The following is a 13,224-nucleotide window of genomic DNA, read 5'->3' as shown; positions in this document are numbered from 1 at the left end:
ATCTATGATTCAGAGATTGAAAAGGAAAAGCAGAAGGGTATTGGCATTTATGCTCAGTCTTGTACCCGTGCTGACTGCATTTGGTACGTCGGCAACTACTGTATTTGCGGCAGATGGAACGCTTAATTTTAATTCAGGAGAAACAATTCCTTATGGAGATTATTTTACAACGAGAATGACTTTTGACGGTACGAACACAGCATATTGTCTGGAACCGTTGAAGAAAACACCGGAAGCCGGAACGTATAGTTACAATTTGCTGCCAAATGATTCCCCGATTCGAAAGGCTTTGTATTATCTCAATGGTGGATATGGCTATGAGACGATTACAAGAGATCAGTGCTTTCATGGTTGGTCGGATACCAATGCTTATGTGGTTGGACATCTGGCGTTAGCCTATATTTATGATAATTACAATGAGGGAGGCGGTGCATTTTATGGCGCTCCGGCAAATTTTATAGCAAAAGCAAAAGAAGTGGTTGATGTAATCAATTCCCTGGCGAATCCTCCAAAAAGATTCCGGGCATTTATTCTTCCGGCAGATAATCACCAGACCATTGCAGGAAGTTGGTATGAGAAACCGTATGGGTGGATTGAATTATACAAAAGCACCGTAAACGGACAGGTTTCTGATGGAAACGGAAATTACAGCCTGAAAGGTGCGAAGTATGGAATATATCAGGGGGATTCACAGGTGGCAGTCCTTACAACAAATGCCGAAGGGTATGCAAAGTCCGGAGATTTGGAAACAGGTAGTTATACCATCCGTGAGATCGAAGCGAGTGCTGGATATGCTATTGATACAAAGTCTTATGATGTAACGGTGGAATCGGAAGTGACCGCTACTGTAAAAGTGCAGGAAGTTCCACAGAATCAACCGATGAATATTGTATTGCAGAAAATGGACGCTGAGACAGGAGAGGCAAAGGCACAAGGGACTGCGTCTTTGGAACATGCAGAATTTACACTAAAGTTCTTTACAGAACAAATGGACAGCAATCCAGAGGAAAGCGGAAAACAGCCGGTGAAAACGTGGGTATTTAAGACAGATAAAGACGGAAAAGTGAAATTCACAAAAGATTATCTTATTTCTGGGGATGATTTTTATTATCAGTTGGACGGTACAACACCTTGTCTGCCTTTAGGAACTATTACAATTCGGGAAAAAAAAGCACCGGAAGGATATTTGGCAAACGAGGAAATATTTGTACAAAAAATCACAGGAGAAGGAACAGAAGAAACTGTTTCCTGCTATAACGCAGCGAGTGTTCCGGAACAAATTTTTCGTGGAGACTTAGAGTTTGTAAAAGTGGCAGACGGAGAATTAAACCGTCTTGCAAATGTACCTTTTTCCATTACTTCAAAAACAACTGGAGAGAGCCATACGATTGTTACGGATAAGAACGGATATGCAAGCACCTCTTCGGAGTGGGTAAAGCATTCTCAAAATACCAATCAGGGAAAATCTTCTGCGGATGGTATCTGGTTTGGAACAGCACAGGTAGATGATAGTAAGGGGGCATTGCTTTATGATACCTATGTGGTTGAAGAGCAGAGGTGTGAGACAAATGAGAGCATGAATCTTTTGAAGTTTGAGGTGACAATCTATAAAGATTCTGTCACTGTACAGTTGGGAACGCTTACCAATGATAAAATTGAAATGTGTCGAGGACAAATAGGCTGATACATAACCGCATAGGCAGATTTTAATACTGCCTTTTGTAGTCATGGATATTAAGGAGGTTAATTATGGAAGGTAAAATTAGAAGAGGAGACATTTTTTATGCAGATTTGAATCCCGTTATTGGAAGTGAGCAGGGCGGTTTTCGTCCGGTGCTGGTCATTCAAAACAATACAGGAAATGAATTCAGTCCTACTGTTATTGTGGCAGCAATTACGAGTAAAACAAAGGTGAAATTGCCAACACATGTTCCAATAAATGGAATAGTGAGATTGGAGAAAAATTCAGTAGTATTACTGGAACAGTTACGGACAGTGGATAAACAGAGGTTAGATGATTATATCAGTACATTGGGGCAAGGAATGATGAATAAAATCAATAGAGCACTTCGACTCAGTATGGGATTACCAAAAGTAACAGAAAAACCAATAATATTGAGTTTGTGTCCGGTATGTGCCGGACATTTTTACTATGTGCCGGATTATTATATCCGGCGAGTAAATCTGGAGCAGAGAGAGAAAGAGATTTGTATGTTCTGCAATATGAGGGGAGGTTTTGACTATTATATAGGAAGAAAGTGATTAAAAAAATATCTAAAGGATGTGATGACTGAATGGATAATCAAAAGATATTACTGAATATTGAGGAAACAGCATTGTACTTGAATATTGGAAAGACAAAGGTAAGGGAACTGATGAAAATCAATCAAAATGTGTTTGTTGTAAAGATAGGAAACCGCAGTTATGCTCATAAAGAGTTACTGGATAAATGGTTACTTGCACAAGTGAAGATTACTTGAAAAGTCAAGGGTTTGATATAGATTTTTGCACCTTTGAGTTATTTGAAGAGTAATGCTAAGTTGATATTGCACTTAATGATGTTAAGATAGGAGGTTGTATCAAATGGCAAAAAGAAGTTTACCAAAAGGAATACGAGAAAATAAGGGAACCTATGAAGCGAGGGCAATGGTTAATGGGACTAAGATTCATCTTTACGGAAGTAATCTGGATGAACTTATTAAAGAGTTTGAAACTGCAAAAGAGCAAGCAAGAAACCATATTGAGTATCGTAAAATTTGCATCACGTTAAATGAGTGGTTTGAGGACTGGTTTACACAAGTGAAATCTCATAAAGTAAAGGAAACAAGTATAAGTCCGATGAAAAATAATTTTAAGAGAACCTTTGGATTTTATTTGGGAACAAAAAAATAAAAGATATAAGACCGATGGATGTTCAAAAGGCTTTGAATACTATGGAACAAACAGGAATGTCAAACAGTTGTATGAGGGAGGCATTGGGAAGGCTAAGAGAGTGTATGGATTTTGCTGTAGGCAGTCAGTTGATTTCTTTAAACCCTTGTTTAATTGTTGAAGTACCGTGGACTTATAAGCGATCCAAAGAAGAAATTGCGTTAACACAAGAAGAACAAAATTTATTTTTAGATGAAGTAGAGGATTCCTGGTATAAGGAAATGTTTTATTTCATGTGTCTAACAGGAGTACGGGTAGGAGAGTTAGGGGGACTTAAATGGAGAGACATAGATTTTGGTAAAAAAGTCATATTTATAAAGCGTTCTTTGAGTTGTAGTTATTGTGACGGTGTAAAAAAGGAAATGCTTGTTACACCAAAAACAGTAAATTCCACAAGGCAAATTCCATTTTTAGGCGAAATGGAAGAAATATTGAACTTGCAAAGAGAAAAACAAATTCAGTTAAAAAAGGAGTTGGGGAAACGGTGGCGTGGCAAAGAGGAATTTAGTGATTTGGTTTTTACGACTGGAATGGGAAGTCCTTGTACTCGGTACATTGTGGAAAAGGAAATTAAAAAGGTAATTAAAAGACGTCGTCAAAATGAGGCGGTATCTGCTGTGCAAGAAAACCGCTTACCTAGGGAAGTGAGAGACTTCCACCCGCATACACTCCGTCATACGTTTGCGACAAGATGTTTTGAGAACAAAATGGAACCGAAAGTAGTTCAGACACTACTGGGACATTCCAGTATTAGTATCACATTGAATATATACACTCATGTGCTTGATAATAAAATGGAAGAAGAAATTAAGAAGTTTGGTGTGGCAAAGACACAGAAACCAGCAGAATTATGTGGAGGTGATATTTGTGTAAAAAAAATTACAGCACGAAGTCATTGTTAAAGAATAGAAAGAATCCTGTCTTTTATAAGGCGGGATTTTTTGATATACTAAATTTAAATCTATAAGAAAAATACAATAAAAAGTGTGAAACTTAGAGGATAAAAAGATCTTTATAATATGTTTTGAAGGAGAAAAAGGAATGAAGGATGAAGACGTTATTAAGATTATAGAAGATTACGTAAAGGATGATAGATATAAGCAAGCTGTTTTGATAGATGGTGAATGGGGATCAGGAAAAACTTTTTTTGTTAAAGAGAAGCTTTTGGAAAGTTTGAAAAATAATTTGCCAGATAAAAAAATTTATTACATTTCATTATATGGTGTGTCCTCAGCGGAACAGATATTAGATGAAATTTACTCTTCCATGTTTGGTAAAATTATGGAAGAGAGATTGGGCGAAGTAAATGGTAAGGTAGCAGAAAAAGGAATTTTAGTTACCTCAAAATTGTTTGCGGCGGGGATGAAATATTTTAATATAGAAAAACAAGATTTACCGAAGTTATCTGATGTGAAGGAACTAAAGAGTACAGTGGTTATTTTTGATGACTTAGAACGATGTGAGATAGAAATTAATCAAACACTTGGAGTAATCAATAATTTAGTTGAACATAATGATATAAAAATTATTTTGGTAGCCAATCAAAATGAAATTGGGAAAATGAATTTTTCTAAAGATATTTCAAACAAATATCAGATAGTATTAAATGATAAATTGAATTTGGAAGAAGGGGATAAAAAGGAAAAAGATAAAGCCATAGTTTATACAAAGGAACAGTTAATAAAGAGAACAGAACAGCTTTTTAATGAGGATGCTTTATACAAAAAAGTTAGGGAAAAACTGATTGGTTTAACAATCTATTATCAACCTAATATGGCAGATGTGTTTGTATCAGTAATAGATGCTTATATAAAAGAAAATAAAAGTAAAGAGTATTTACTTAAAAACAAACAGAAAATAGTAAATATGTTTGATGAACAAAAACATTATAATATTCGCACGCTGATTTTTAGTTTGATTGCATTTGAAAAAATTTTTAATATTATTGATTCGATTAAATTTGAAGAGCATAGGTATATAGAACGAGAGCTTGAAAGCGTGTTGAAGTATATTGTGATTTCTTCAATCAGAATAAAATCTGGGAAAGCACCATATTGTTGGGAAAACAGTTCTGTTAGATCAGGAATAGTTCATTATGACAAAAAAAATATTTTTAATGACCAAGTATATGGATATAAATTTGTAGATGATTATTTGTTACAGTGTAGATTGAATGAAAAAGAAATTGTTGATACTATATTGAAAATAGTAAGTGAACAAAAATTATATGATGAGTCAAAAGAATTGGAAAATTCATTAGCATATGGAAAGTTACATCCATGGTGGGAGTTAGAAGATAATGAAATAAAGGAAATACTTTATGAAATTTTGACAGAATTAAAAGATCTGAAATATGAACCAAGATATTTTAAAGATATGATAGTCACTCTTATGCAAATGGAATATCAAAATTTTAAATGCTTTGAATACAAAGATTTTGTGGATTTAATGGCTAAAAAAATACAAACATATGATGGAGAGTTTGAACGACGTAATTTGGAAGTTTTGAGTGACGATGAAGAGTTTGTTAAAAAATATGTTGGAATTGTTCAACCTTTATTTGAAATTCTTGATAAAAAAGAAAGCAAAGACAAGAAAGAAGACAACAGTTTTTTGTGTAACAAAGAGTCTTGGGATAAAGATTTTAGGGAGAAATGTCAAGATAATAACCAAGTATATATTACAGATAATAAGTTTTTTTATTATATCGATCCAGATAAATTTATTATCCAATTGCAGAATGCTAAGACAGCGCATATATATAATTTTATGTCAGGTATAAAGACGGTGTATTGTTTTTCAAATTTAAATGAATTTTTTAAGAATGATATTCCGAATCTAAGAAGCATATTGGAAAAACTTGATGTAAAATTAATATGTGGAGACAAGAAGACAAAGAAAATAGCGTTAAATAATTTAGAGGAAAAATTGCAGGAATATTTAAAATTAATAGAAAGACCTATATATAGAAGTTAATTGGAATAAGTTGGGGGAATAATAATCTTCCCCCAAATGGAACATTCCATGCCCCCAAATTCAAAAAATCGAAGGCTAGATGTAGTAAAATGGAAGTAACTTTCTCCCCCAAAAAGAAAAATTGGGGATGCAGAGATTTGAGAAGTGTGGTAATATACGAAAATACATAATATGTCCAGTATTTATGGACATATCTGGTAATAGGGTGATAGCTTCAGAATTCAAGAGTTCGCAAAACAGATGGGACAGTAAACTTTTGAATGAAATTGATTCACGAACCCCTGAAAATCCCATAGAATGGGCATTTTCAGGGGTTTTTGCGTTCTAAAGAGAGGTTCATAACTTATAAGATTAGTTGGTACACAATATACTTTGATGTCATTTAGTTCCCTTAAAAGCTGGAGGCCATAGCAATCATAATTCCCAGCTTTTTTGCGGTTATTAAGGATCATTTGTTAATAGAATATTTTACCTTTGGAGCATGAAAGTTCTGTATATATGCTTGTTTAACGTTGAAGTGCTTAGGAAAACTTGTTATACTATGTATAGAGGAAAGGGGGGCATAAGCAATTATGACAAGAATAATTGGTATCGGACATCAGGATTTTACCGAGTTAATCGCAAGTGGCTGTTTTTATGTGGACAAGACAGAGTTCATTCGGGAGTAGTGGGAAAATCAGGATGTGGTTACTTTGATTGTCCGTCCCCGCCGTTTTGGAAAAACGCTGAATATGAGTATGCTGGAGCGTTTTTTCTCTGTAGAACATAAAGGACAAGGGAAGATATTTGAAGGCTTCTCTATATGGAATGATAAAACGTATCAGGAACTTCAGGGGACTTATCCGGTGATTGCTCTTAGCTTTGCTGATGTGAAAGAAGTAACGTTTCCCGCAGCAAGAGAAAAAATCTGTCAGATTATAAAAATGGTTTTTGGAAAGTATCGTTTTTTGTTGGACAGTGATGTTCTGGGAGAAGATGAAAAGGAAGACTTTCGTAAGATTTTTGCCGATCCGGGAAACAGTATGATTACTCTTTCGTTAAAGATGCTATCCCTTTATCTTTCCCGTTACTATGGAAAGAAGGTGATCATTTTTCTGGATGAGTATGATACGCCTATGCAGGAAGCTTATGTGAACGGATACCGGAATGAAATGGCTGTCTTTATGCGAAGTCTTTTTAATTCAACTTTTAAAACGAACCCATATCTTTTTCGAGCTATCATGACTGGAATTACAAGGATCAGCAGAGAATCTGTCTTTTCTGATCTAAATAATCTGACGGTGATAACAACAACATCCGATGCTTATGAAGACTGCTTTGGATTTACACAGCGGGAGGTATGGAATGCGTTGGAGGAATATGGCTTGTCTGCGCAAAAAGAGTCGGTGAAGGCCTGGTATGATGGTTTTGTTTTTGGTAAGGAAAGGGATATTTATAATCCCTGGTCTATTACCAACTATCTTAAAACACAAAGATTATCCAGCTATTGGGCGAATACCAGCAGCAACAGCTTAGTGGGAAAGCTGATCCAGAAGGGGAGTCCGGCTGTAAAAGAAACCATGGAGGATCTTTTAAAAGGACGGAAACTCTGCACAACCATTGATGAGCAGATTGTTTTTAGCCAGTTGGAGTATAGCGAGAGCGCTGTGTGGAGCCTGCTTCTGGCAAGTGGATATCTGAAAGCAGACAGCTATCGGTTCAATGAGGAATTTGGAATAGAGGAATATGAACTGAGTTTGACCAATAAGGAAGTCCGTATTACATTTGAAAAGATGATACGAGATTGGTTTGGGCAGTCAGTAAAGGAATACAATGGATTTATCAAAGCATTATTACAAGGCAATACGAAGGAGATGAATGTTTATATGAACCGGATTGCCTTGACCACCTTCAGCTATTTTGATACCGGCAACCGTCCGTTAGGATCGGAGCCGGAACGTTTCTACCACGGATTTGTATTAGGGCTTATGGTGGAACTGGCTGATCGGTATGTGATTACATCTAATCGGGAAAGCGGGTTTGGAAGATATGATGTGATGTTAAAGCCACGGAAAAAAGCGGACTATGCGATTATCTTGGAATTCAAGGTCTATGACCCTGATGACGAAGAGAGTCTGGAGGATACAGTGAAAGCAGCTTTAAAGCAGATAGAAGATAAGAATTATAAATTAGCCTTAATGATAGACGGGATTAGAGAAGATAGGATTAGAAAATATGGCTTTGGATTTGAAGGAAAGAGAGTTCTAATTGGATGAATATAGTGAAAATGAATGTAGTAAGGATGTATGGTTTATGACAAACAAGTAGAGGAGATAGAAAAATGATGGAAGATAAAAACATTACATTTAATATGAGCGGCGGACAGATTAATTATGCAAGAGATAATGGAACAATTTGTGCAACACAAAATAATGGTGGTAGCAATAGATTGGATATTATTTTAAAGGAAATCATGGAAAATCTATCAGATATAGAGAAAAAAGAGGCAGATAAGATTAGAGATGTTGTAGATATGGCAAAGGATGAATTGATGAAACCAGAGCCCAAAGTGAGTAGATTAAGAAATTGTGTTACTTTGATAGCTCCAATGCTTACGATTGCAAATGGGATACCTGCTTTGGCAAATAGTTTACAGAAATTAGTGGACTATATTAAACCATTTATCCATTAGGAGATACATTATGAAAGAGGATACCACAGATAGTTTGGTTCTAAATATTCCTATTGGAAGTCAAGTTAATTATGCGGCAGATAATGCGACTATAAATGCATACCAAAATATTACAATAGATGCCAGCACTTTTCAAAAGAAACTATCATCAGCGCCAATAAAAAATTCATGTTTTGTGGGAAGAAATGATGAGGAAGATGAAATTATTGAAAGCCTATTAAAAAATCACAAAGTATTTATTAACGGAGTAGGGGGAATAGGGAAAACGGCGTTAGCGAAGAAGATATATTTTGATTATGAAAGCAAATATAAGCATATTGCATGGATTGAATTTAAGGGTAGCTGGGCAGAATCTCTTATCTCTTCATTATTTACTGTAAATTTTAACTTTTCAGAGAAAAATACAGAAGATGAAAAGTATGAGAAAATCTTTCAGTTTTTATCCAATTTGAAAGGAAATATATTAATAATAGTTGATAACTTCAATTCAATCGACTCAGGAGATTTATTTGAGATTTTTAAATTGACAAATGCGGATATTCTTATAACTTCCAGGTGTCAACCTGTGGGAATACCTGTCTATAGACTAAATCCGCCGAGTAAAGAGGAATGTAAAAGGATATTTAAAGAAAATTATTTCCTTAAGGACGCATTGACGTTTGAAGAAGATTTAATAATTGAGGATATTATAAACAGATCTCAAAGATATACATTAGCGATTGAGTTGATTTCTAAGTCTATTTGTTATACAAATAAAAGCATTAGTGAATTTTGGGATGATCTAAAAGCACAGAATTATCAGCTAAAAGAGTTGAATTTACAAGCCAACTCTGATTGGAATAATCGATTTATAAATGAGGATATTTCTTCACAGATTAGTAAAGTATATGAGTTGGCGGTCTTAACAGATGAGGAAAAGACTATGGCTCAGTTGCTGAGTATTTTACCTCCTTTTTCAAAAATATTATTATCAGATTTGAAGTGTTGGGTGCCATTTTCATGCACAAATACTATAGTAGTACTATCAAATAAAGGATGGGTAACTTGTGAAAATCGAGAAGTTTATATGCATGAAATTATAAGTAGCTGTATTAGTGAATACAATTCTATTGCGTTTCATCAATGTGAACTATTAATGGCAGATTTAGAAAGAAAGTTACAGGTAGGACCGCAAATTGATACAGTAAATTGTGTTAAATATGCAGATTATATCTATAATATTATTAGGCTCAAAAAAGAAGATTGTATGTTCTGCCGTCATTTATCTGTAAAAGAAGCCGCTTTGGTATTTAAGGAAGTTGGTAAATATGATTTATCAAAGGGGCTTTTAGATATTATTATTTCATGTTATCAAGATGATGCTGACAAAAGCAAATTAATTTTGGCAGAACTTTACAATAATTATTCTAAAATCTATAGTATGGAATCTGATATTCCTACGGCACTAAAAATGGCTCAGCGTGCGGAATCTCTTATAGATTCCATTAATAATGATTGTTCTCCAAATTATTATTTTCAGAAAATGATTATTAAAAAAACGGTTGGTATGCATTTTGCCCATTTGAAAAATAATGAGGAAGCATTAGAAAAACTGCGAGAAGCAATAGAAATCTCAAATAACGTAAATGAATCACAAAAGCATCAAATTGCAAATCTTTATTCCGATTACTCTTTACTGCTATATGATACTGGAGATATATGTGGTAGTATAAATACATATCGAAAAGTAATACAATTATATGATGAATGTGGAATCATTAAACATAGCCCTTGGAGAAATACTACTTATACAAACTATGCTGACTCGTTAATTTTAAATAGCCAATATGAAGATGCTATCTATTATGAATTTTGTGCATTACTTGGCAAGTACCGTTGTTATAATGAGGATAACTTGGCAATAGCAAATGCTTTACTTGGAATGGGTCATATCTACCGGGCTGAAAAACGGTTATGGGATATTGCTGCAGTGTTTTATTTAAAAGCAGCAAACATTTATAAAATGGTAAGCTCTGTATGTGACGGATATTGTGACTCTATTGTCTGTCTTGCAATGGTCACAGAAAATCATGAGTTACCATTAAAGATTTACGAAATTATAATGAGTAATACTACTAAAGTATATTCAATATCTACTTTGGTTAATGTTATGTGTTCTCTTAAAGAATTCTATCCAAATAAAATGATTTTAATGGGAGAAAAAGTAATAGATATCTTAAAAAGCTTTGAAGGAGGACATATTGCAGAACAATTGATTTATGCACTTATGGGCGAGACATATTATAAACTAGATGAAAAAATGAAAGCGAAAGAGTATCTGTTGAAATCTATTAATAAGAGAATGATTCCAACCTCCTACTACTATAAAGAAAGCATAAAAATTTTAAGCAAAATACCTTCAATGATAGATGAAACGGCTTTAGGAGACTGATTAATTTAGAATAAGATAATTATACCCAGAAAGACTTTTGGTGTTATTTAATGCGAATTAGAGAGAAGCTAGGAGAAAAGACATTGAATTATTCTTAAGAATAATTTTGGAATATAAAAGAGAAAACAATAAAGATAGTTTTATTATTAGTTATCGCTTCTTTGAAGAAATACCAAGTATTGAAACAGCGAGATATTTTAAAAGATTTGATCACGAATGATTGCTTTACAAGTAAAAGTGGTGTATTGGATTTAGGCTCTTATTCAGTCTGCATTAAGGATTAGCATATGGCTTATAGATGAAGATAATGATGCTGACTAAGTGGTTTTGAATGTTTATCAATGTTATTATAGTATCCGTAAGCTGTCAGACGAAGAATTAGATATTTCAGAAAATATTGCACAGAGAAGAAAAAATAATCCATCTGTAATGTTAGGAGCATATATTTTGTTGGAAAACAATAGGAAGGTAAAGAGAATTTTTGAAAATATGGAGCTGGAAGAACAGAAGACTTTTATGGAGTTTCCTATATATTATATATGGACAGGCAGGGAAAAAGAGAGTATTACACAGAAATAATAAAGTTATTAGAAGGTAGAAATAATAAAAATACCTAAATAGGAAAAAGATTAGAAATTTGGGGGAAGAACCTTACCCCAAATTCCCCCAAATGGGAAATAGCTTTCCCCAAAATTTCAAAAATATAAATCGGAAATTTTAGAAAACAAAATGAATTTTCCACCAAAATATAATTTGGGGGATATGGTTGAAAAGCCGCTGGGCTAGAACAGTCATAAATCACTGCAATGCCAGTGAAATACATAGTTCCGGGGGTATGTGACCGGGAAGCAAAAAAGGGAAAGTTCACAAAACAGATGGGACAGTAAGAGAATTTCTTAATTAAATCCAGATTAATAATTTATAGGCTCTGAAAGCCTTATAAACACGAGCATTTCTTGTGGTTATAAGGTTTTCGGAGCCTATTTTTGTCTTATTGCTGCGTGATTACCAGAATCCCAACAAAAAAATATCCGGAGGGGCTTCCTCGCTGGATGCAAGCCCGTTCACAGCACAGGAGCCCGGCCGTTACGAAACTCACCGGGTGTCAGGTTCGTCTTTTGCTTAAACAGCTTGGCAAAATTTACTTCATCAGAAAAACCGGATAGAATCGCGATTTTGGAGGCCGGAAGGGATGTATTGATCAGCATGGATTTCGCGTGCTCCAGGCGGGTTTCTGTGATATAAGCGTAAGGAGAATAGCCGGTATATTTGCGAAACTGCCGGGAGAGGTGATATTTACTTAAGCCTACGAATTCAACCAGTTCGTCCACTGTCAAAGGACGGCTGTAATTATTTTGGATATAAACGATCAGATACTGGATGTAATCCGGAATGTTGTGGGAGTAAGACTCATCGACTGACAGGATGAATAACAGGAGGTCTTCCAGGGCTGAGGAAACCTGCCATTCGTGATGCATGGAAATCCCGGAATGATATTTCAGGACAGTTTCAAGCTTGTTCTGAAACAGTGCCTGGTTCGGAATCGTAAATATGGGCGGCCGCTGTTCAAAATAATCTCGGAAGAAAAGATCCGAATTACCTCCGTGAAAATGCAGATCGGAGGACTCCCAGGAGTCGCTTGTACACCGAATCGCGCGCGGTTTTGTACAGTCGCAGAAGAAGAGAGAGCCGGGAATCAGCTGCCAGGTTTTGTCCATGTATGTCATTTCAGCGGTTCCGCTGTAGGTATAGAGAAGCTGATAGGAATGATAATTGGTCTGTCTGGAATAATACGAGGAATCGGTGATCATATAGGAAAAATTCTGCAGATACAGATAGTGCAGCCTGCTTTCCGGACGCATGGGAACCGATTCCATAGCGAGAACCTTACCACGGATATAAAAATCAATGTCGCGCAGTTCATCTTTGTCGCGCAGAACCTCCGAATGACCTGTTCGCCGCGGGAGTTCGTCGGATTTTAGATCCAGAAACGGATATGCTCTCATAAAACGGATATTCTCAAACATTACATATCACTCCTTGTCTTTAATATAAGCAATAATTACCAATACATAAGCAGGAAGCTATATTGATAATGCTTCTTTTATAATATAACCTATTGTATCACAACAAATATTATTGAGCAATAATCGACTATTAGCAGATTCCGAATGCTAATCAGCTAAAGCGGGAGCTAGACGGGCTGTACAGGGAG

At 35.1% G+C, this 13,224-nt stretch carries 10 protein-coding genes and 1 pseudogene; 10 read left to right on the top strand and 1 reads right to left on the bottom strand.

Translation table 11 applies throughout. The annotated features are described in order from the left end of the window. Nucleotides 1-4 precede the first annotated feature (4 nt). From AC4OGX_RS06805 to AC4OGX_RS06760, 10 genes and pseudogenes are all read left to right on the top strand, one after another. On the top strand, nt 5-1,684 hold the full coding sequence (locus tag AC4OGX_RS06805) for a thioester domain-containing protein (protein ID WP_493329337.1): 1,680 nt from the start codon (nt 5-7) through the stop codon (nt 1,682-1,684). A gap of 65 nt (nt 1,685-1,749) precedes the next feature. After that, complete coding sequence (locus AC4OGX_RS06800; RefSeq protein WP_493329336.1) at nt 1,750-2,262, top strand: type II toxin-antitoxin system PemK/MazF family toxin; 513 nt, start codon at nt 1,750-1,752, stop codon at nt 2,260-2,262. Nucleotides 2,263-2,294: 32 nt separating this feature from the next. Further along, the gene (locus AC4OGX_RS06795) at nt 2,295-2,480 is read left to right on the top strand and encodes a helix-turn-helix domain-containing protein (protein ID WP_493329334.1); all 186 of its coding nucleotides are present in this window, start codon (nt 2,295-2,297) and stop codon (nt 2,478-2,480) included. A gap of 103 nt (nt 2,481-2,583) precedes the next feature. After that, a complete protein-coding gene (locus AC4OGX_RS06790) occupies nt 2,584-2,892 on the top strand; it encodes a hypothetical protein (RefSeq protein ID WP_493329333.1) in 309 nt (102 codons plus the stop codon). A 41-nt stretch (nt 2,893-2,933) separates the two neighbouring features. Then, entirely contained in the window at nt 2,934-3,833 is a 900-nt protein-coding gene (locus AC4OGX_RS06785) for a tyrosine-type recombinase/integrase (RefSeq protein ID WP_493329332.1), read from the top strand. Nucleotides 3,834-3,972: 139 nt separating this feature from the next. Further along, nucleotides 3,973-5,907: a P-loop NTPase fold protein gene (locus AC4OGX_RS06780; RefSeq protein ID WP_493329331.1), complete on the top strand. Its 1,935-nt coding sequence runs from the start codon at nt 3,973-3,975 to the stop codon at nt 5,905-5,907. Between the two features lie 572 nt (nt 5,908-6,479). Next, nucleotides 6,480-8,162, top strand: a pseudogene (locus AC4OGX_RS06775) (AAA family ATPase). A 65-nt stretch (nt 8,163-8,227) separates the two neighbouring features. Then, complete coding sequence (locus AC4OGX_RS06770; protein WP_493329329.1) at nt 8,228-8,578, top strand: hypothetical protein; 351 nt, start codon at nt 8,228-8,230, stop codon at nt 8,576-8,578. A 10-nt stretch (nt 8,579-8,588) separates the two neighbouring features. After that, a complete protein-coding gene (locus tag AC4OGX_RS06765) occupies nt 8,589-11,009 on the top strand; it encodes an NB-ARC domain-containing protein (RefSeq protein ID WP_493329328.1) in 2,421 nt (806 codons plus the stop codon). A 321-nt stretch (nt 11,010-11,330) separates the two neighbouring features. Beyond that, nucleotides 11,331-11,588: a hypothetical protein gene (locus AC4OGX_RS06760; protein WP_493329327.1), complete on the top strand. Its 258-nt coding sequence runs from the start codon at nt 11,331-11,333 to the stop codon at nt 11,586-11,588. A 485-nt stretch (nt 11,589-12,073) separates the two neighbouring features. On the opposite strand, the gene AC4OGX_RS06755 is transcribed toward AC4OGX_RS06760, so the two are convergent. Next, complete coding sequence (locus AC4OGX_RS06755) at nt 12,074-13,036, bottom strand: helix-turn-helix domain-containing protein (protein WP_493329325.1); 963 nt, start codon at nt 13,034-13,036, stop codon at nt 12,074-12,076. Between the last annotated feature and the right edge of the window lie 188 nt (nt 13,037-13,224).

This window comes from Faecalicatena sp., assembly GCF_058819085.1.
Note: the sequence above shows the minus strand (reverse complement) of the source record. Positions and strands in the feature narration are given on the sequence as shown.

Bases quoted from the DNA above. Each gene is read 5' to 3' on its own strand.
- AC4OGX_RS06755 (WP_493329325.1), bottom strand. From the start codon at position 13,036: ATGTTTGAGAATATCCGTTTTATGAGAGCATATCCGTTTCTGGATCTA.
- AC4OGX_RS06780 (WP_493329331.1), top strand. From the start codon at position 3,973: ATGAAGGATGAAGACGTTATTAAGATTATAGAAGATTACGTAAAGGAT.
- AC4OGX_RS06785 (WP_493329332.1), top strand. From the start codon at position 2,934: ATGGAACAAACAGGAATGTCAAACAGTTGTATGAGGGAGGCATTGGGA.
- AC4OGX_RS06790 (WP_493329333.1), top strand. From the start codon at position 2,584: ATGGCAAAAAGAAGTTTACCAAAAGGAATACGAGAAAATAAGGGAACC.
- AC4OGX_RS06765 (WP_493329328.1), top strand. From the start codon at position 8,589: ATGAAAGAGGATACCACAGATAGTTTGGTTCTAAATATTCCTATTGGA.
- AC4OGX_RS06800 (WP_493329336.1), top strand. From the start codon at position 1,750: ATGGAAGGTAAAATTAGAAGAGGAGACATTTTTTATGCAGATTTGAAT.
- AC4OGX_RS06805 (WP_493329337.1), top strand. From the start codon at position 5: ATGATTCAGAGATTGAAAAGGAAAAGCAGAAGGGTATTGGCATTTATG.
- AC4OGX_RS06770 (WP_493329329.1), top strand. From the start codon at position 8,228: ATGATGGAAGATAAAAACATTACATTTAATATGAGCGGCGGACAGATT.
- AC4OGX_RS06795 (WP_493329334.1), top strand. From the start codon at position 2,295: ATGGATAATCAAAAGATATTACTGAATATTGAGGAAACAGCATTGTAC.